15 protein-coding genes are annotated in these 20,048 nt (G+C 43.0%); 10 read left to right on the forward strand and 5 right to left on the reverse strand.

Annotated elements, in window-relative coordinates; genetic code table 11:
- The first annotated feature begins 17 nt into the window (after nt 1-17).
- Nucleotides 18-3,629: a response regulator gene (locus OCU28_RS03075; protein WP_261816883.1), complete on the forward strand. Its 3,612-nt coding sequence runs from the start codon at nt 18-20 to the stop codon at nt 3,627-3,629.
- A gap of 20 nt (nt 3,630-3,649) precedes the next feature.
- On the forward strand, nt 3,650-4,690 hold the full coding sequence (locus tag OCU28_RS03080; protein WP_261816884.1) for an HD-GYP domain-containing protein: 1,041 nt from the start codon (nt 3,650-3,652) through the stop codon (nt 4,688-4,690).
- Here the strand turns inward: OCU28_RS03080 and OCU28_RS03085 are convergent.
- Nucleotides 4,666-6,087: a GGDEF domain-containing protein gene (locus OCU28_RS03085; protein WP_261816885.1), complete on the reverse strand. Its 1,422-nt coding sequence runs from the start codon at nt 6,085-6,087 to the stop codon at nt 4,666-4,668. The genes OCU28_RS03080 and OCU28_RS03085 overlap by 25 nt on opposite strands.
- A gap of 482 nt (nt 6,088-6,569) precedes the next feature.
- Between OCU28_RS03085 and tig the strand changes: the two genes are divergently transcribed.
- The 7 genes from tig to OCU28_RS03120 all read left to right on the forward strand — a co-directional run bounded on the left by tig (nt 6,570) and on the right by OCU28_RS03120 (nt 15,524).
- A complete protein-coding gene (gene tig / locus OCU28_RS03090; RefSeq protein WP_261816886.1) occupies nt 6,570-7,871 on the forward strand; it encodes a trigger factor in 1,302 nt (433 codons plus the stop codon).
- A gap of 106 nt (nt 7,872-7,977) precedes the next feature.
- Nucleotides 7,978-8,601 carry an ATP-dependent Clp endopeptidase proteolytic subunit ClpP gene (gene clpP, locus OCU28_RS03095; RefSeq protein WP_261816887.1) on the forward strand — a complete coding sequence of 208 codons (624 nt, stop codon included), beginning with the start codon at nt 7,978-7,980 and terminating at the stop codon, nt 8,599-8,601.
- Nucleotides 8,602-8,667: 66 nt separating this feature from the next.
- Nucleotides 8,668-9,945: an ATP-dependent protease ATP-binding subunit ClpX gene (gene clpX, locus OCU28_RS03100; RefSeq protein WP_261816888.1), complete on the forward strand. Its 1,278-nt coding sequence runs from the start codon at nt 8,668-8,670 to the stop codon at nt 9,943-9,945.
- Nucleotides 9,946-10,225: 280 nt separating this feature from the next.
- Nucleotides 10,226-12,574 (forward strand): endopeptidase La, encoded by a 2,349-nt coding sequence (gene lon, locus OCU28_RS03105; RefSeq protein ID WP_261816889.1) that lies wholly within the window; start codon nt 10,226-10,228, stop codon nt 12,572-12,574.
- Between the two features lie 197 nt (nt 12,575-12,771).
- A complete protein-coding gene (locus OCU28_RS03110; protein ID WP_261816890.1) occupies nt 12,772-13,044 on the forward strand; it encodes an HU family DNA-binding protein in 273 nt (90 codons plus the stop codon).
- Nucleotides 13,045-13,227: 183 nt separating this feature from the next.
- Nucleotides 13,228-15,084: a peptidylprolyl isomerase gene (gene ppiD / locus OCU28_RS03115; RefSeq protein ID WP_261816891.1), complete on the forward strand. Its 1,857-nt coding sequence runs from the start codon at nt 13,228-13,230 to the stop codon at nt 15,082-15,084.
- A 182-nt stretch (nt 15,085-15,266) separates the two neighbouring features.
- Nucleotides 15,267-15,524, forward strand: coding sequence for a ComEA family DNA-binding protein (locus OCU28_RS03120; protein ID WP_261817418.1), 258 nt, complete (start codon nt 15,267-15,269; stop codon nt 15,522-15,524).
- Here OCU28_RS03120 and rrtA read toward each other — a convergent pair.
- Entirely contained in the window at nt 15,521-16,060 is a 540-nt protein-coding gene (rrtA, locus tag OCU28_RS03125; RefSeq protein WP_261816892.1) for a rhombosortase, read from the reverse strand. The two genes, OCU28_RS03120 and rrtA, sit on opposite strands and share 4 nt — an antisense overlap.
- Nucleotides 16,061-16,067: 7 nt before the next feature.
- Between rrtA and OCU28_RS03130 the strand changes: the two genes are divergently transcribed.
- Entirely contained in the window at nt 16,068-16,688 is a 621-nt protein-coding gene (locus OCU28_RS03130) for a tRNA-uridine aminocarboxypropyltransferase (RefSeq protein ID WP_261816893.1), read from the forward strand.
- Here the strand turns inward: OCU28_RS03130 and OCU28_RS03135 are convergent.
- The 3 genes from OCU28_RS03135 to OCU28_RS03145 are packed head-to-tail and all read right to left on the reverse strand — an operon-like array spanning nt 16,685 to nt 19,866.
- Nucleotides 16,685-18,019 (reverse strand): anti-phage deoxyguanosine triphosphatase, encoded by a 1,335-nt coding sequence (locus tag OCU28_RS03135; protein WP_390623790.1) that lies wholly within the window; start codon nt 18,017-18,019, stop codon nt 16,685-16,687. The genes OCU28_RS03130 and OCU28_RS03135 overlap by 4 nt on opposite strands.
- Nucleotides 18,020-18,607 carry a 5'-deoxynucleotidase gene (gene yfbR, locus OCU28_RS03140; protein ID WP_261816894.1) on the reverse strand — a complete coding sequence of 196 codons (588 nt, stop codon included), beginning with the start codon at nt 18,605-18,607 and terminating at the stop codon, nt 18,020-18,022.
- A gap of 44 nt (nt 18,608-18,651) precedes the next feature.
- Nucleotides 18,652-19,866 (reverse strand): pyridoxal phosphate-dependent aminotransferase, encoded by a 1,215-nt coding sequence (locus tag OCU28_RS03145; protein WP_261816895.1) that lies wholly within the window; start codon nt 19,864-19,866, stop codon nt 18,652-18,654.
- Between the last annotated feature and the right edge of the window lie 182 nt (nt 19,867-20,048).

Consider the following 20,048-nt stretch of genomic DNA (forward strand, 5'->3'; position numbering starts at 1 on the left):
ATGGCCACCTTAAGCAAGTGGATAGCTTCAGTCGTCAGGGAATGATCTATCTGCAGCGTAATCTAGTTCAAGGCTCTGGTATTGAAGCTGTACCTATCGGGACGTTGCGTTTGTATTCAACCTTAGGTTTAGGCGCCGCATTTGATGAAAGCTATGTGCCACCTTTAAGTGTCTTCGAATCGCTTAGCGACAGTGACTTTAATCAGATCAAACAAATTTATCAGCTTTTTGGTGCCAATACTTCCGAGGCCAGTTTTACTCAACACGAACTCAATTGGATAGCGGAGAATCCCGTCATTAAGGTGGGTATTGATCCGGCTGCATTGCCTTATGAAGGGATTAAAGACGGTGAGTTTAAAGGGATTATTGCTGACATACTGCAAGAGCTTACCACGATAACTAATATCAAGTTCGAGCCAGTACTAGTCGATTCATGGCAACAGACCGTTGAGCTTATACGACAGCGAAAAATAGATATGGTCTCGGCGGCGATTGAGAACAAGAGCTTAGGGGGCGATTATACATCCAGTCAGCCTATATTCACCGACCAATTGGCGATTGTTGGGCATATTGACCAAGATTATGGGCAAGGCCTTGGCAGCATGTCTGGTATGCGTATTGGAGTACAGCAAGGTGCCTCAAATACCCCTAATCTACTTGATGGCTTTCCTGATATTAACTGGGTTGAACTAGAAAACTCTGAAAAAGGACTGAGTTTATTAAACGATAGAAAGTTAGATGCTTATATCGATACCACCTATGTGACAAATTACATCTTAAACGAGCATGCCTACCGAGACCTAGTTATTGTAGATAGGCTGAGCAATACCGTTTCTCCAACCTTTCATATTCTAAAAAATGAGCCGGTGCTCAACTCAATTATCACTAAAGCTATCCGAGTCATTAACCCATCTAAGAAACAGCAGATCATAAACAATTGGGCGACCAATCGGGTGATCGAAAAAGTCGATTACACCATAGTGTTGTTAGTCGTTGGCTTTTCGTTATTAGTACTCATCATTGTTCTGATCTCCAATTTAAGGCTGAAAAAACAGGTTGCGGCGACAATAAGGGCTGAGCAAGAAGCGCTTGCTAGTCGAAATCAACTATTTGATATCTTAAATACCTCCAGTATTGCGGTGATGATAGTGCAGCAAGGGAGAGTGAAATTTACCAATAAGCATGCCCAGCAGCAATTTGGAATATCACATCAGGATCAAGATGGCATAAAAACCAAGCTTTTGTATATGGATCTCAGTGAGCGTACTGAGATTTATCGATTGTTATCGCAGCAAGGTAAGGTCATAGATAGGGAAGTGGAATTTCAAACGCTAGCAGGGGCAAGATTCACAGCATTGTGTAGTTACTTTGAGATGGAGTATGAGGAAAAGCCAGCAGTACTGTTTTGGAGCTACGATATATCGGAAATCAAGCAACTCAACAGTGAGTTAGCCACTGCCATGCAGCAAGCCAATATTGCCAATCAAACCAAAAGTGACTTCTTAGCCAATATGAGCCATGAAATCCGGACCCCAATGAATGCCATTATCGGAATGTCTCATTTAGCACTACAACAATCACTTGAGATTAAGGCGTACAACTATATTGAGAAAGTGCATCAATCTGCTCAATCTTTGTTATTGATTATCAATGATATATTGGATATATCCAAAATAGAATCTGGCAAATTTGAGCTTGAAAAAAGGCCTTTTTCATTGCGTGATACCTTACATAGTATTGCTGATGTCTTAAGCTTTAAGTTAACAGAGAAGAAGCTTGAATTTCTTTTCTGCATTGATAATGACGTGCCGAGAATGGTGATTGGTGATGAACTAAGGCTTTCACAATTGCTGATTAATTTAGGAAATAACGCCACAAAATTCACCCATCAAGGGCATGTTATTGTGGGGATAGATGGTCGGTATCGGAGCTGTGACAATACACATTTCGTGTACCATTTTTATGTCAAAGATACGGGGATTGGTATCGCTCCAGATAAGATTGATTCCTTGTTTAACTCCTTTCAACAAGCGGATGCGTCTACAACCAGGGAATACGGTGGCACGGGACTTGGACTCTCTATATGTAAACAGATCATCGAATTAATGGGTGGCAAAATCTGGGTTGAGAGTGAGTTGGGGAGTGGGGCTGTATTTCATTTTGAGGTGGAAATGGAGGTCGCCTCGAGTCGCAGTAATCTATTTAGTGATCTGCAACCTGAGTTCGAGCGCTTGTCGAATAGGTCGGTACTGCTACTTGAGTCGGATGCTTTTGCCATAGAAGCGCTTGGGATGGCACTTAAGGGCACAGCAATAAATACTCGATTTTTCACCGATGTGCAGAGTCTAATCAATGAATTAACGGCTGTAGAGGAAACACCAGTTTGTTATGTCTCTGATACGGCGCTGACGCCACATCTAAGTAAACAGCAGTTGCTTCATATTCATGCACGGGCGGACTTGGTGCTATGCACTACAAGCGATACATTAACTGAGTTTGCCACTGGCGCAGGAATACAAGTACTGCAACGACCTTGGTTACCATTTGATCTTATTTCAGTGATTAGTGGTGGTAAATCGGCTAGTACTGGTTTTGCTAAGTCAGATAGTGAAGTAATAAATAAGCTACATGGTCAAAAGATCCTATTGGTTGAGGATAATGAGTTTAATCAAGAGTTAGTTGTTGGCCTGCTACAGCCATATGGGGTTGATATTGATATCGCAGAAAATGGCCAACAGGCGATAGATAAAGCGCGGCAACACCACTATCAATTGATCCTTATGGATATTCAAATGCCGGTATTGAGTGGCTATGAGGCTACGCAATATATTCGTGAGTTTGATCCTAGCACTCCCATCGTTGCAATGACAGCTAATGTGATGGTCGAGCACCAACAATGGGCGGCTGAGGTTGGCATGAACGACTTTATTACTAAACCGATTGATATCAATCGTTTATTGCAGATTATGACTAAGATAGTGGGGGATGAATCAGCATTGGAGTATCAGCACGTTATATCGGATTCAACTACTAGCGATAAGGTTATATTTGATAAGCAGTTGGGGCTATTTAATTGTGGGGATGATTTAGCTTTATATCTTAAGCTATTGAAAAAATTCAGTGCCAATAGCGATTCTCGACAACAGGTGCTCGCTGCCGCTGTACAGCGCGATGAGTGCGAGTTGGTAGCACGAGAACTGCATACCCTTAAAGGCGTTGCGGCAAGTATAGGTGCAACTGCTTTAGCTGAGCTTTGTATGGGATATGAACAGCAGGCTCAACAGCAGAGCAAGCTTATTACTATGCAAGATGTCTCTACTATCCATCAAGCACATAGCTTAGTCGTCAAGGCAATCACTAGCTATGTAACACAGCATGCAACAACACTTGAACCTACTGTCCAAGTTGCTACCTCCGATACACTATCTCAGTGTGATCTGAACGATGATCTACAGCTTCTACGGCAACTATTGGAAAATTATGACATAGGAGCAGTTGAGCATATTCAGCATATAAAACAACTGACTACAGATACAGATGCACTCGCCCAATTAACGAATATAGAACAGGCCTTAAACTCGTATCAATTTGAACAAGCGACTGAGTTATTAATGGCGTGGCAACAATAGATTGCTCAAGGATGATAGCGATGAATCAAGATAAACCCTTACTACTGATTGCTGATGATACACCTGAAAATATCGATGTGTTGGCAGGGATACTCAAAGAGCAGTATCAGATTAGAGTTGCCACCAATGGCTCTATAGCCCTTAAACTTGCGCAGTTGGACCCAAAACCAGACTTAATATTACTCGATATTATGATGCCGGATATGGATGGCTTTGAGGTGTGTCGGCAGCTGAAGTTGCTGCAGAAAACACAGAACATACCGATAATATTTGTTACCGCACGAATGACAACTCAAGATGAAATCAAAGGGTTTGAATTAGGCGCTGTTGATTATATTACCAAACCAATTGTACCGACTGTGGCAAAGCGTCGTATTCAAACCCAGGTTCAATTGAGTAATCAAAAGCAGGCGCTTTATCTGCAAGTTCAAGAGAAAACACAGGAAATCAATCAAAGTAAACTTGAGCTGCTAGAGCGTTTGGGTAGGGCGGCGGAATATAAGGATAACGAAACGGGCTTGCATGTTAAGCGCATGTCGAACTATGCCTATCATTTGGCTAAAGCCTGTGGTTTTAGCGATGAAGATGCAGATGTACTGCGTGAAGTCGCGCCCATGCATGACCTAGGTAAGATAGGTATCCCCGATGGTATTTTGCTAAAACAAGGTAAGCTAGATGACGACGAGTGGGCCATCATGCGCAACCATGTACAGATTGGAGTCGATATTTTAGGGGATTGCAGTGGCTCTAGATTGATGCAAATGGCAAAAACAGTTGCGCAAACTCACCACGAAAAGTGGGACGGAACGGGTTATCCTCACGGTTTAAGTGGCGAGGAAATTCCGCTAAGCGGTCGGATTTGTGGAATAGCAGATGTGTTTGATGCACTAACCTCACAGCGCCCTTATAAAAGAGCTTGGAGCTTAGACGAGGCATTTACGTTTTTACAGCAGCAAAAGGGGCATCATTTTGATCCAACCCTAGTAGAGCTATTCTTAGGGCTACGCAGTGAAATTGAACAGATAATGAATACCTATCAGGAACCTGAATCAGAATCGTGAGGCTTGCGCTCTAGGGTGGCAATAGCCTGATGTTCCTTGTATCGAAGTTGCCTAAGTTTTTTCTTTAAGGCTTTGTTTTTATACATATTAATATCGGCTGTAGATAAGAGGTTATCGAAGGTTGTGTGTGTGTCTTTAAATAAGCTGTAACCAATGCTTATTTGGATCTTCACCATCGCACCTTTGACATGGTAGCGGTCACTTTCTACTTTATGCTGAATGTTATCAATAAGGCTTATCACCTCGCTTTCGTGCTTAATCCGCGATGCGATAATGAGAAATTCATCTCCTCCAACTCGTGCTACGACATCGTTGGCACGTACTGCTTTACGCAAGACATTTGCCACTTGTTTGAGGAGTAAATCACCACTGCTATGGCCGTGCTGATCATTGATAGCCTTAAACCCATCGAGGTCGAGATTAATTACCGCAAACTGAGTGTGGGTTAACCCAGCATTCCTTACCAGATTTTTTAGTGTGTATACCAAATAACGTCGATTGGGAAGTGTTGTCAATTCGTCTTGCATTGAGCGCTGTCGCGCTTGCAGGTAAAGGTAAATAATAAGCGACAGCCCAACCAGTAGTGCGCTAAGAAGGGTATATCCGATTAGCCTTACCGAGTTGAATAAAGGCCATTTTGGAAGGGTATAGTCGGGATTTGTTGCCACGTAGACTCGCCAATTTACATTATCAGTGACAATATTGGCAGTGGCGATAGAGTTATGAATTGCCCCTTGAATACCAAGGTATTGAGACGGGCGATTGAGATTGACGGCGGTAATTAGATACTGCTCATCAATAAATTGGCTATCTGTTAGTAGTGCGTCCATATCCACCAATAGCATAACGTAACCCATATAGTTTCTAAGGCTACTGGGCCCTTCATAGATAGCGCTCGTTACTACATAGAGACTAGGATGATGCGAGTGTTGATATATTGCACCAGTGGCTAGCATATTGGGGTGGGATTGAAGGTCAGCAATATTGCGCAGCAGTGTTTGATTATCGTCTAAAACGGTACTTAAAAGGGGGAGTTTGGCGATGTCTGCGGGATAAATAAACGAAATATTATTACTGGGTGCAATGAGTAAACCCATGATATGTGGGTCATGTTGCTGAAGGTTTTGGCTAAGAAAAGTGAGTTGTTCATTGGTTATCTGTGACTCATTAGCAATAACATTTGCCAAGGTGTAAGCCGAGTATCCCTTTTTTTGAATTTCTAGTGTCAACAGTGAGGCGACCTCAGCCGCTTTTTGCTGAGCTTGGTGGGATACCAAAGTCTGGAGCTGCTGTTGACGTTGAAGGTGATAGAACTCAATAAAGTAGATCCCTAAAGCGGCACAAGCGACAACAGCCAGTGTGAATAGAGAGGTTTCAGTTGCCGAGGTTATCTTCACATAAAATCCTTTTAATGCTACCTCTTCAGTATAGAAAAGAAATTAGGCTATCGGAGCTGTCATGACTTGGTGCGAGTTTAGGCACAACCTTAACAAGGTGTTATATCGCTAAATGCTTTTGATCTAGATCACTTTCTAATAGTAAATATGAGATTTTTTAATCTAGGCGTTGAAATATTGGCACCTCCCCCCCATTTAAACATTCAATTGAACAGAAAATTGAGAGACTCTCTTAGGATGTTGTCTCGACACGACTGCCTGATATCGGTAGAATGTCGCGTCAAATTATACCCTGAGGTCAATTGGAGATACCTTCTTTGTAAGATATCGCTGAATGATTCGTCGATATTTAGAAACTGAATATCACGGTACTCTTTTATATTTCGTTGCTTCTTTGAAGCACACACTAGGATGTGGTCATAGCCTTTTTAGCTGTGACTCTTTGCTCAAATAAATTGAGCTTATGTAGAGGTTTATAAAAAATGCAAGCTACTGTTGAAACTTTAGAGGGTCTAGAACGCCGTCTAACCATCACTGTTCCTGCCGCTAACATCGAAGATGCAGTAACAGCTGAACTACGTAACATCGCTAAAAATCGTCGTTTCGACGGTTTCCGTAAAGGCAAAGTGCCTTTGAAAATGGTAGCGAAAATGTACGGCCAAGCAGTACGTAACGATGTTATGGGTGAAGTAATGCAACGCCACTACATCGAATCTATCGTAAAAGAAAAAATTAACCCAGCAGGTGCACCAACATTTGCACCAGTTGAAACTGCTGAAGGTCAAGACCTAGTATTCACAGCAACGTTAGAAGTTTTCCCTGAGATTGCGCTTTCTGGTCTAGAAACTATCTCTGTTGAGAAACCAGCAGTTGAAGTGAAAGAAGCTGACGTAGATGCAATGATTGAAACGCTACGCAAGCAACAAGCTACTTGGGCTGAAGTTGAAGCTGCTGCTGAAGAAGGCATGCGCGCAACTATCGACTTTACTGGTTCTATTGACGGTGAAGAGTTTGAAGGCGGAAAAGCTGAAAACTTCCCACTAGAACTAGGCGAAGGCCGTATGATTCCTGGTTTTGAAGACGGTATCACTGGTAAAACAGCGGGTATGGAATTTGAAATTGACGTGAACTTCCCTGAAGACTACCACGCAGAGAATCTAAAAGGTAAAGCAGCTAAGTTCCTTATCAAAGTGAACAAAGTTGAAGCTCGTGAGCTTCCTGAGCTAACTGACGAGTTCGTTTCTAAGTTTGGTGTAACTGAAGGCGGTGTTGATGCACTTAAAGCTGAAGTTCGTAAAAACATGGAACGTGAACTTAAGCAAGCAATCAAAGCTCGTATCAAAGAGCAAGCGATTGACGGCCTAGCAAACGCTAACGAAATCACTGTTCCTGCTGCACTTATCGAGCAAGAAATCGGTGTACTTCGCCAGCAAGCTGCACAACGTTTCGGTGGCAATGTTGAAGCTGCTGACCAACTACCTCGTGAATTGTTCGAAGAACAAGCTCGCAAGCGCGTAGTTGTTGGTCTTCTACTTGGTGAAGTAATCAAGTCTGAAGAACTAAAAGCTGACGATGAGAAAGTTAAAGCTCTTATCGCAGAAATGGCGACAGCTTACGAAGATCCAACTGAAGTTATCGCTTACTACGAAAGTAACGAAGAAATGATGAATAACATGCGCAATGTTGCTCTTGAAGAGCAAGCTATTGACGCTATCATCGCTAAAGCTCAAGTGACTGAGAAAGAAGAGACATTTGATGCAATTATGAACCAACAACAAGCTTAATTGCGTTGAGTTCAAGTAGAAGGTTGACTTTTAAATAGCTTTTCTACTAATAATGGTCCGTATGAGATTTTCATCCGGGCCATTAATTTTTTAGGGATATAACTTTATGAGCTACCAAGAAAAAAATGTAATGTCACCAATCTTAGACGCACTTGTACCTATGGTAGTGGAACAGTCTTCGCGTGGTGAGAGATCTTATGATATATATTCTCGTCTTTTGAAGGAACGCATTATCTTTTTGACGGGTCAGGTTGAAGATAATATGGCGAACTTGGTAGTAGCACAGCTGCTGTTCCTTGAGTCAGAAAACCCAGAAAAAGATATCTATCTGTATATCAATTCACCAGGTGGTAGCGTCACTGCTGGTATGTCTATCTATGATACAATGCAATATATCAAACCAGATATCAGCACTGTATGTATGGGACAAGCGTGTTCAATGGGATCATTCCTATTAGCTGGTGGCGCAAAAGGTAAACGTTTTGCTCTGCCTAACTCTAGCGTTATGATTCACCAGCCACTAGGCGGTTACCAAGGTCAGGCTTCTGATATCCAGATCCATGCACAAAACATTCTTGATACTAAAGAAAAGCTGAATAAGATGCTTGCTGAGCATACGGGTCAGCCACTAGAGATTATCGAGCGTGATACTGATCGCGATAACTTTATGACAGCTCAAGAAGCAGTAGATTACGGCTTAGTTGATGCAGTACTAGAGCGCGGTAAATAAGGCATTGCTTTGAGTTTTTTGATATAAACTTTAAAGTAATCAAAGTAAAAGCTAAGAGGTTAGCGAATGACAGATAAAAGCAAAGAGAGTGGAAAACTTTTGTACTGCTCTTTCTGCGGTAAAAGTCAGCATGAAGTTCGCAAATTAATTGCCGGCCCATCCGTGTATATATGCGATGAGTGCGTTGATCTGTGTAACGATATTATTCGTGAAGAGATTAAAGACGCTCTTCCGAAAAAAGAGTCCGAGGCTTTACCGACTCCAAGAGACATTCGTGAGCACCTTGACGATTATGTTATCGGTCAAGAGTTTGCGAAAAAAGTACTGTCTGTAGCGGTTTATAACCACTACAAGCGTCTACGCAATGGCGATAAAACAGCAGAAGGTGTTGAGCTAGGTAAGAGTAATATCTTGCTAATCGGCCCAACAGGTAGTGGTAAAACACTGCTTGCGGAAACACTGGCTCGCTTCCTAGATGTTCCATTTACTATGGCTGACGCAACCACACTAACTGAAGCAGGTTATGTGGGTGAAGACGTAGAGAACATCATTCAGAAGCTGCTACAGAAATGCGATTATGATGTAGCAAAAGCTGAGCGTGGCATCGTTTATATCGATGAGATCGATAAGATTTCGCGTAAATCTGAAAACCCATCAATTACACGCGATGTATCTGGTGAAGGTGTTCAGCAAGCATTGCTTAAGCTGATAGAAGGTACCGTTGCTTCTGTGCCGCCTCAAGGTGGTCGTAAGCATCCTCAGCAAGAATTCTTGCAGGTTGATACCTCTAAAATCCTATTTATCTGTGGTGGTGCGTTTGCTGGCCTAGATAAAGTGATTGAGCAGCGCGTTGAAACAGGTTCTGGTATCGGTTTCGGTGCTGAGATCAAATCGAAAAATGACAATAAGAGCATCAGTGAGATGTTTAAGCAGGTTGAGCCAGAAGATTTGGTGAAATACGGCTTGATCCCTGAGTTCATTGGTCGTTTACCTGTCACCACCACCTTAGGTGAGCTGGATGAAGACGCATTGATTCAGATCTTAAGCCAGCCTAAGAACGCACTGACTAAGCAGTATGCGGCGTTGTTTGCGATTGAAGATGTTGAGCTTGAGTTCCGCACCGACGCACTTAATGCGGTTGCTAAGCGTGCTATGGAGCGTAAAACAGGCGCTCGTGGTTTGCGTTCAATCCTTGAAAATGTGCTTCTTGATACTATGTACGAACTGCCTTCAATGACAGACGTAAGTAAAGTAGTTATTGATGAGGCCGTCATCAACGGTGAATCAGAACCACTTATGATATACAACGGCAGTGAAAATCAAGCTGCTGGTGCTCAGTCATAACAGAGACAAATAGACTAAAAAGCGAGCTGTGGCTCGCTTTTTTTATGCTCTAAATTCAGTTATTTAAGCTGAAAGTAGCGCAATACTATTTCTTGCTTAGTCCCTACTAAAATCCGCTTGCATGGGCTAAATTCAATAAAATGGTCGGCTAATTTCACTAGATGGCATAGTTTTTCCCTTAACAGTAAAGTTTTTGCCTTGGTGAGGCACCTATACCATTGAATCTATTTAATTTGACCTTATATAAAGACCATAAGCTGAAAACGGAAGAGAGAATATTATGAACTTGGAGCGTTCCGAGCGCATTGAAATACCCGTATTACCACTTCGCGATGTGGTGGTGTATCCGCACATGGTTATTCCACTATTTGTGGGCCGTGAAAAGTCGATCAACTGTTTGCAATCGGCAATGGATGACAACAAGCAAGTTCTGCTAGTCGCTCAGAAAGAAGCTGATACCGAAGAGCCAAACAAAGAAGATTTGTTTGAGATCGGTACTATCGCTACTATTTTACAATTACTTAAGCTTCCCGATGGCACGGTTAAGGTGTTAGTCGAGGGGCAGCAGCGCGCCAAAATTCATTCGATTCGTGATGATGAATTCTTCGTGGCAGATGCTGAGTTTCTACCAACTCCAGGTATGGATGATAAAGATCAAGAAGTGTTAGTGCGCAGTGTCATTAACCAATTTGAAGGCTTTATTAAACTGAATAAAAAGATCCCACCTGAGGTTCTATCTTCAATCAACGGTATCGATGAAGCGCCACGTTTGGCGGATTCTATCGCAGCACATATGCCTCTTAAGCTAGCTGAAAAACAGCGCGTATTAGAGCTCATCGATGTCAATGAACGCTTAGAGTTCTTAATGGGTAGCATGGAGTCGGAGATCGATATCCTGCAGGTGGAGAAACGTATCCGCGGCCGCGTTAAGAAACAGATGGAAAAGTCCCAGCGTGAGTACTACCTGAATGAGCAAATGAAAGCGATTCAGAAAGAACTCGGTGACATGGATGATGCTCCAGACGAGTTTGAGGCCCTTCAGAAGAAGATTGAAGAGTCTAAGATGCCAGCTGAAGCTCGCGAAAAAACCGAACAAGAACTGCAAAAGTTGAAAATGATGTCTCCGATGTCAGCAGAAGCAACCGTGGTTCGAGGTTACATTGATTGGATGATAGGTGTGCCGTGGGCAAAACGCTCAAAGGTGAAGAAGAGCCTCGCAAAAGCAGAAGAGGTGCTTAATTCAGACCACTATGGCCTTGAGCGCGTCAAAGAGCGCATCTTAGAGTATTTGGCAGTACAAAACCGTATTAATAAGCTAAAAGGTCCTATTTTGTGCCTTGTAGGGCCTCCTGGTGTTGGTAAAACATCACTTGGTCAGTCGATTGCCGCTGCTACAGGCCGTAAGTACACACGTATGGCGCTTGGTGGCGTGCGTGATGAAGCGGAAATCCGTGGTCATCGCCGTACCTACATTGGTTCGATGCCAGGTAAATTGATCCAGAAAATGTCGAAGGTTGGAGTGAAGAACCCATTATTCTTACTCGATGAAATCGACAAGATGGCATCTGATATGCGAGGTGATCCATCATCAGCATTATTAGAGGTATTAGACCCTGAGCAAAATGTTGCGTTTAATGACCATTACTTGGAGGTCGATTATGACCTATCCGATGTTATGTTTGTGGCAACATCTAACTCAATGAATATCCCAGGTCCACTACTTGACCGTATGGAAGTCATTCGTCTATCGGGTTACACCGAAGATGAAAAATTGAATATTGCTAAGCGCCACTTACTGCAAAAGCAGATCAAGCGTAATGGCTTGAAAGACCATGAGATTGAAGTGGATGATTCAGCGATTATTGGCATCATTCGTTACTATACTCGCGAAGCGGGTGTGCGTAGCCTAGAGCGTGAAATCTCTAAGATTTGTCGTAAAGCGGTGAAGAACATTCTTCTAGATCCAAAATTGAAGAAGGTGGTTGTAAATAGTGACAACCTAAAAGAGTTCTTAGGTGTTCAGCGTTGTGATTATGGCAAGGCAGACGAAAGCAACCGTATTGGTCAGGTGACAGGTCTAGCGTGGACAGAGGTTGGTGGTGACTTACTTACCATTGAAACTGAATCTATGCTTGGTAAAGGCAAGTTAATGCAAACAGGCTCTTTGGGCGATGTAATGCAAGAGTCAATCCAAGCCGCTATGACAGTTGTTAGAAGCCGAGCAGAGAAGTTGGGGATTAATCCTGACTTTTATGAAAAACGTGATATCCATGTTCACGTACCTGAGGGAGCAACACCAAAAGATGGTCCAAGTGCCGGTACTGCAATGTGTACAGCTCTTGTATCTAGCTTAACTGGTAATCCAGTAAAAGCGGAGGTGGCAATGACAGGTGAAATTACCTTGCGTGGTGAAGTGCTACCAATTGGCGGCCTAAAAGAGAAACTTTTGGCAGCTCATCGTGGTGGCATAAAAACTGTACTTATCCCTAAAGACAACGAGCGTGATCTGGAAGAAATCCCAGCTAACGTGAAGAAAGATTTAGATGTCATTCCAGTACAATGGATCGATGAAGTACTAGCCGTTGCTCTGCAAAATGACCCATCAGGTGTGTCTTTTAGTCAGAAATAGTGATTAAACCCCAAAAATAGTATGTAAATTGAGCTGATGAGTATAAAAAACTTGTCAGCTTTTTTATTGAACGCTACCTTACTAATGAGGCTCAGCCCTTTATTAGTAAGGGGTGGGGTGAGATTGATAAAATGGAATAACACAAATAATACTGAACTGCTCAACATCCAAACTCGAGTAGGAATAGGGGAATAACAGTGAATAAAACTCAACTTATCGAAAAAATTGCGGACAATGCGGATCTTTCAAAGGCATCAGCAGGCCGCGCACTAGATGCAATAGTTGAATCAATAAGCGAGAGCCTTCAGCAGGGAGACCAAGTTGCGCTAGTTGGTTTTGGTACCTTTAGTGTACGCACTCGAGCTGCACGTACCGGTCGTAATCCAAAGACTGGTGAAGAGATCCAAATCGCTGAAGCTAAGGTACCTGGATTCAAACCAGGTAAAGCACTTAAAGAATCAGTGAATTAATCTGGCATTAATTGCACTAGATAACAATTTATCGTTATCAATCCATCTATTTTATGCGCATCGTACTGGTGCGCATTTCTTTTTCTGATATTATCGAATGCAAATTTTAAAAACCCCAGTGTTATTGAGCTAACAAGCTAGTTCGACGTTAATGTGGGTAATATTTCGGAGTGTCGAAAGGTTATGATGGAAAGACTACGCGAGGGCGTCAATAGCATCGCGGTTAAGATTATTTTAGGATTGATCATCCTCTCTTTTGTTTTTACTGGCGTGAGTGGCTACCTTGGCGGTGGCAGCAGTGTAGCTGCGAAAGTAGGCGACTCTGAGATTTCTCGTCAAGATTTCGAGATGGCTTATCAGAATGAGCGTAATCGCATGCAACAACAAGCAGGTGATTCTTTCTCAGCTCAACTTGGTGATCCAGCATTCGTTCAATCTTTCCGTAAGGAAGTGCTTGATCGCATGGTTAACCAAATGCTGCTAGAGCAATATGCTTCAGATTTGGGTATGCGTGTTAGCGATGAGCAAGTGCGTAGTATGATTCTGACCATGCCTCAGTTCCAAAGCAACGGTAAGTTTGATCAGCAGGTTTATCAGGCGTTCTTGCGTCGTGCAGGCTTTAATGCCGACTCATTTGCCGCTTATCTTCGCAGTGACCTTGTGCGTCAACAGGTCATCCAAGCGCTAGACAATAGTGACTTTGTTCTGCCACAAGAAGTCGCTCAAACGGCTCAGCTTATTACGCAAAAGCGTGATATTCGCACTATTACACTCTCTCCGAGTGAAATGGCTAAGTCTATTAAGCTAACCGATGAGCAACTTAACAAGTTCTATAAAGACAACTCGCAACGCTTTACGCGCCCGCAGCAGTATAAAGTATCTTATCTAGAACTTTCTGCTCAAAGCCTTAAATCTAGTGAGAATGTGAGCGATCAAAAGGCGCAAGAATATTATCAACACAACCTTGATAAATACTCGACCACTGAACAGCGTAGTTTGAGTCATATCTTGGTTAAAGACCAAGCTAAAGCAGAGCAGTTGCTAGCTAAACTAAATAGCGGCGCAGATTTTGCGACCCTAGCTAAAGAAAGCTCGGAAGATGCAGGCTCTGCAGATAATGGCGGTTCTCTAGGTTGGGTTGAGAAAGGAACTATGGACCCTGAGTTCGAAAAAGCGGCATTTGCCCTTGAGAACAAAGGCGATATCAGTGCCGTGGTTAAGTCTAACTTTGGCTACCATATTATTCAGCTGAGCGGTATTAAAGCAGCTCAAGCTAAGCCTTATGCTGACGTTGCCGCTGACATCAAAAAAGAAGTTGCGGAACAAGAAGCAGTTAATAGCTTCTACGAGTTGCAAAACAAGCTTGAAAGTGTGGCATTTGAATACCCTGATTCTTTAGATGACGCGGCGAAGGCGATTGATCAAGAAATACATACTACCGGCTTTATCTCTCAAGCTGATGCGCCAGAAATCCTTAAGAGTGACAAGGTTATGCAAGCCCTTCAAACCCCTGAGGTGAGCGAAGATGGCTTGAACTCTGATGTGATTGAGATTGCTCCAGAGCATGTAGTAGTAGTTCGTATTGAAGATTCACGCCCACAAACAGTTCTTCCTTATGCTGACGTTGCTACTCAAGTTAAGCAGCAACTGTCTGAGGTTGAAGGTCGTAATAAAGCAAATGCACTAGCTGATAAAGTAACTAAGGCTCTAGAGTCTGGTGATGATTCTGTATTGGCTACCGAGCAATTGAAGTTTAGTGCAGTACAGAGCATTGACCGCAGCTCTGCGTATGCAAGAACTGTCTTTGCAATGCCTCGTCCAACTCAAGATAAACCGCATTTTGCTAAATCTATGGACTATACAGGGAATGTTGTAATTATTGAGCTTAACAAAGTGACCAATAATATTGACCCTAAATTTAATGCTCAAATTGAGAGTCAATTGAAGCGTGCCCAATCGGAACAAGAGCTAATGGCTCTGATTACCGCATTGCGTAGCAAGATTGACGTAGAGTATTACGTTGTTGGTGATGGACAGTAAAATGTCTGCAACCTAAGTAAATAAAACGAGCCGCTTTTGCGGCTCGTTTTGTTTTGAGAAACAGAAGCTGGGAAGCTATCCGATTGGGCTCTAGGTTGACAAGGCTTGACTAATAAAAGGAGAAAGCCATGTCACGAATTACCTCAATATTATTTGCCATGATGTTAACGCTGGCTGCACCAATGAGCCTTGCAGCTGAACAATCTACAGCTATGCCTGATAATGGGAAATATGAAGGTATTGAAGTCCGCATTAATATCAATACTGCAACCAGTGAAGAACTTGCCGCAATGTTGATTGGCGTTGGACAAACCAAAGCTGAACATATTGTGGCGTTTAGGGAGGTGCATGGCGCTTTCAAAAGTGCCGATGACCTGCAATTAGTAAAGGGTATTGGTGCGGCTACAGTAGATAAGAATCGACAGCGTATTGAGCTTTAGCGTAACCGACGCCAGCCTAATGCTATCAGAGGAAGTGCGAGTCCACATACCGACCCGATAAGGTGAGATTCTGTTGAGACTCGTGCTCCTATCAAGGCTGCTGACGAGATTGGCATCATATGGTTATTCTCGGCAATAAGCTTAGCTATTAGCCCCATCAGTAGTAACCAGCTACTCAACCTCCCAGCAAGGATCTCCTTAAGAACATACACAGCGAAGAGGCCGTGTAATACACCAGACAGTCCATAGTAATTCTGGGTTGAGGTAAACATTAGCCCTATACCTACGCAAAGTGCGAGAACTGCGGTGTGTAATATAAAGCCTTTGGTAGGCGTTCTAAATAGATAGGCTAGCAGCCAATAACCGATAACATTCATGCCCAGGTGATAGGCGTTAATGTGAGTGAAGCTGCCAGTGAAGATTCGCCACCACTGATGTGAGCTTGTCACATCATGCTGCCAATGAAATAGTGCAGACAGTTGTGGCATCATCAGAATCAGTAAGGTTAAACTAAATAGAACAAGAAACTTAAGCACTGGAAATATGTCTCGTTATTGTGAATGTTGTGGTAGAGCCCTAAAAGCCTGCATCTGTGGATGGATATCTAAGGTAGATAGCCCAACAGAGGTTGTTATATTGCAGCACCCTAGTGAGGTTAATCAAGCAAAAGGTACGGCAAAGATTGTTGAGCTCTGTTTGGCAACAAGCCGGGTGCTGATTGGGGAGGATTTTACTCAACATAATGAGCTCAATCGTTTATTGTGCAGACCTAATGTGCTCCATTTATTATTGTTCCCTAGTGATGAATCTCATCAACTGGTGACAATGGTGAATGATGCCATGAATGCGTCATCGCCAACTACATGCTTAATCGTACTTGATGGAACCTGGAAGAAAGCCTTTAAGATGTTTCAGGTATCTAAAAATCTACACTTAATACCTAAGGTACATTTGCCTTTAGAATTGAGTGGAAGATATACGATTCGTAAGTCCCCACGCGATAATGCGTTGTCTACTGTTGAGGCTGTCTATCACGCCCTTTCTATTTTGGATTCAACTGCCCCACAACCGCTACTTGATGCGTTTGATAAGATGATTGAATTCCAACTCAGTCAAGTACCAGAGCATTTTAGACAATCCCATTTTGGTACAAGAAATCGTTAGCTGGCGAACATTTGGCTATGCAGTCGTTGGGCATAGCCGTCGGTCATATTTGCTATGTAATCGCAGATGACACGCAGACCTTGGTCTTGGGCATCGCGAGCTACTTGCCATTTGGATCTGGTTGCCTCTGGGAGTAATCTCTGAGGGTCGCCACTAAGAGCCTCAAATAGGTCAATAATTATCTGTTGTCCACGGTACTCAATGATCTGAATTGGGGTTGCCTGAATAACAAACTGGCTGACAAAGTCTTTGAATATCTGAAGTACGTTCAACATTGATAGCTCAAGAGTCGCATTGTGAGCGATAAGGGGATGCATGCCTTGGCACTTTTCCACTCGGATAAGCTTTGCACTGGTTAGTAACGCATTGACTATGCCACCAATAGCGTCTTTTCTCAGGTAATGTTCCTCAGAAAAAAGCTGTTCGGTTAGGCGCTCTCCGTTTGTTTCAAACCATTCACTACCACTATTTTTTAGCTTAGGTAAGGCGTTGTTTGTCCACTGATGCCTTTGAACCAACCCAAGTACAATCGCGTCTTCTAGATCGTGTACACCATAGGAGATATCGTCGGCAAGCTCCATGATTGAGCAATCTAACGATTTAAACTGCGTTCGTTTAGGGTGATACCTATTCTCAGAAGGGGAATAGGTATGGCAAAAGCGCAGCTGCTCATTTGCAGATAATTCCTGTAATACCCAATTAAAGTTGTGCGCATCGACATCGTAGATACCTTTTGCGGGAGTCCAACGTGAAGCTTTTAATTGACGAGGATTATCGATGCCATCAGGGGCGGCATCTCTTTGTACCGCCGAGAGCAAACTGGGGTATTTAATCAGCCCAAGTAAGGTGCGTCGACACAGGTTCATGCCATGATGCTGGGTATAGGGTTCTAGCTTGCTGACAATACGAAAGGTTTGCGCGTTGCCTTCAAATCCCCCATGTTCGCGCATCATATAATTCAGCGCCACCTCGCCGCCGTGTCCAAATGGAGGGTGGCCAATATCATGGGCTAGGCAAAGGGTTTCAATCAATCCCTCAGAGGGAAGAAGCTGTTGTGCTTGAGGGTGTTTAGATTGCAACTGAGCCAGTATACCGCCCCCGATCTGAGCCGCTTCTAGCGAATGAGTAAGGCGAGTGCGATGAAAGTCATTACTCCCTGTGCCATGTATCTGGGTTTTGGCTTGCAGTCGTCGAAATGCCGCAGAGTGCAGTACCCGAGCTCTATCTCTCTGGAAGGCGTCGCGGTGATCTTTGGCTCTAGATTTCTGTTCATTGTCGATGCGTTCGAGCCATGCATTATCTAGAGGTTGTATGCTCAATAGGCTATTCACTTAGCTAATCTCATCCAAAGTTAGTTCAAAGCTATTAGCAAAAGTGCGAAGAAAATATCGCATCTCTTTGGAGTCTCTTTGTTGCAGGGTTTTTTCAAGATTTCGTTTTGCGGCGGCAAATTCATGGTTTCCTGCAGATAGTTCTTCTAAGCATTTTAGATATGCGCAGATACAATCTGCTTGTTTTACCATTAAATGCTCTTCTTCACTGCATTTTCCTGAGATCAAGAAGGGTTCAAAGTCCTCTCGAAACTCTTCGGGCACCATAGATAACAGTTTCTCTTCTGCCGCAGCCTCTATCTTTTTATATTCTTTCGCAATGTAAGGGTTGTAGTATTTTACTGGGGTAGGGAGGTCACCTGTGAGCACCTCACTGGTGTCATGGTACATTCCAAGTACCGCCAGTTTTTCGGGGTTTACATTTCCAGAAAATTTCTTATTTTTAATAACCCCAAGGGCGTGAGCAACAAACGCGACCTGTAAGCTATGCTCTGAGATGTTTTCATTGGATACCGAACGCATCAATGGCCAGCGTTTGATGAGTTGCATACGAGCAAGGTGGGCAAAAAAATGGCTTTGTTGATGCATATGAAATCCCAAAAATTAACAAGGAGGCCAGTGGCCTCCTTTGTTTATTGACTATAACCTGTAATAAAGCGCTCAAATCTGCTTATCGCTATTTCGAGGTCTTCGACATGCGGTAAGGTGACAATCCTAAAGTGATCTGGTTTTGGCCAGTTAAACCCAGACCCTTGAACTAAAAGCACTTTCTCTTGTTTTAAGAAGTCTAGCACCATTTTTTGGTCGTCATGGATTTTATATACCTTAGGGTCCAGTTTAGGGAATAAATACAGTGCCCCTTTGGGTTTGACACAACTCACACCCGGTATAGAGGTAATCATATCAAATGCCTTGTCACGCTGTTCAAGCAAGCGTCCACCAGGGAGAATCAGTTCATTGATACTCTGATATCCTCCTAATGCAGTTTGAACGGCGTGTTGCATAGGTACATTGGCACATAAGCGCATTGATGCGAGCATGTCTAAACCATCGATGTAGCCTTTAGCTAAATGCTTTGGTCCACTGATAAACATCCAACCACTGCGGAAACCACAGATTCGATACGCTTTTGATAATCCATTAAAGGTGACTGTGACTACATCGTCAGCTAAAGTCGCAATGGAGGTATGAGTTGCGCCATCGTAAAGTATCTTGTCGTAGATCTCATCGGCAAAGATGATCAGTTTGTGTTGGCGTGCAATCTCTACGACTTGCAACAAAAAGTCGCGACTGTAAACCGCACCCGTTGGGTTGTTGGGATTGATTAATACAATGCCACGGGTTTTTGGGGTTATCTTGGCTTTGATATCTTCAAGATCAGGGAACCAATCTGAGCTCTCATCACAGATATAGTGTCGTGGTACGCCACCAGAAAGAGAGACCGCAGCGCTCCATAATGGGTAGTCTGGCGCTGGGACTAACATCTCATCGCCATTATTAAGTAGTGCTTGCATGGCCATGACTATCATTTCTGATACGCCATTCCCCATATAGACATCCTCAACCTCAAGGTTTCGGAGCCCTTTACGCTGGTAATATTGAACTACCGCCTTACGTGCGGAGTAGATGCCTTTAGAATCACTATAACCTTGTGATGTTGGTAGATTGCGTAGCACATCCACTAATATCTCATCAGGTGTATCAAAACCGAATGGGGCGGGGTTACCAATGTTTAGCTTTAGAATTTTCTGCCCTTCCTCTTCCATACGCTTAGCATATTTAAGTACTGGACCACGAATGTCATAGCATACATTATCGAGTTTTGATGACATCTCGATATTATTCATTGTTAACCCTTTATTTTGTAACATTAGATGGTTTTAAATTACACTAATTCATTGACTTTTAGTAGAAAAATCTAACGAATTTACTCGTTATAGGTGCATGCGAGTGCTGCTAAATAGCGTAAGAAATAACCTTCAGGTATAAAATCATAGTTTGCTCTATTATTAAAAATAAGTCGCTTGAT

The organism is Vibrio gallicus (genome assembly GCF_024346875.1).
Lineage (GTDB): Bacteria > Pseudomonadota > Gammaproteobacteria > Enterobacterales > Vibrionaceae > Vibrio > Vibrio gallicus.

What these genes read in the sequence shown, in the direction of transcription:
- clpP (WP_261816887.1), top strand. Translation starts at nt 7,978, where the DNA reads ATGAGCTACCAAGAAAAAAATGTAATGTCACCAATCTTAGACGCACTT.
- OCU28_RS03145 (WP_261816895.1), bottom strand. Translation starts at nt 19,866, where the DNA reads ATGAATAATATCGAGATGTCATCAAAACTCGATAATGTATGCTATGAC.
- OCU28_RS03080 (WP_261816884.1), top strand. Translation starts at nt 3,650, where the DNA reads ATGAATCAAGATAAACCCTTACTACTGATTGCTGATGATACACCTGAA.
- yfbR (WP_261816894.1), bottom strand. Translation starts at nt 18,607, where the DNA reads ATGCATCAACAAAGCCATTTTTTTGCCCACCTTGCTCGTATGCAACTC.
- tig (WP_261816886.1), top strand. Translation starts at nt 6,570, where the DNA reads ATGCAAGCTACTGTTGAAACTTTAGAGGGTCTAGAACGCCGTCTAACC.
- OCU28_RS03120 (WP_261817418.1), top strand. Translation starts at nt 15,267, where the DNA reads ATGAGCCTTGCAGCTGAACAATCTACAGCTATGCCTGATAATGGGAAA.
- clpX (WP_261816888.1), top strand. Translation starts at nt 8,668, where the DNA reads ATGACAGATAAAAGCAAAGAGAGTGGAAAACTTTTGTACTGCTCTTTC.
- ppiD (WP_261816891.1), top strand. Translation starts at nt 13,228, where the DNA reads ATGATGGAAAGACTACGCGAGGGCGTCAATAGCATCGCGGTTAAGATT.
- OCU28_RS03130 (WP_261816893.1), top strand. Translation starts at nt 16,068, where the DNA reads ATGTCTCGTTATTGTGAATGTTGTGGTAGAGCCCTAAAAGCCTGCATC.
- lon (WP_261816889.1), top strand. Translation starts at nt 10,226, where the DNA reads ATGAACTTGGAGCGTTCCGAGCGCATTGAAATACCCGTATTACCACTT.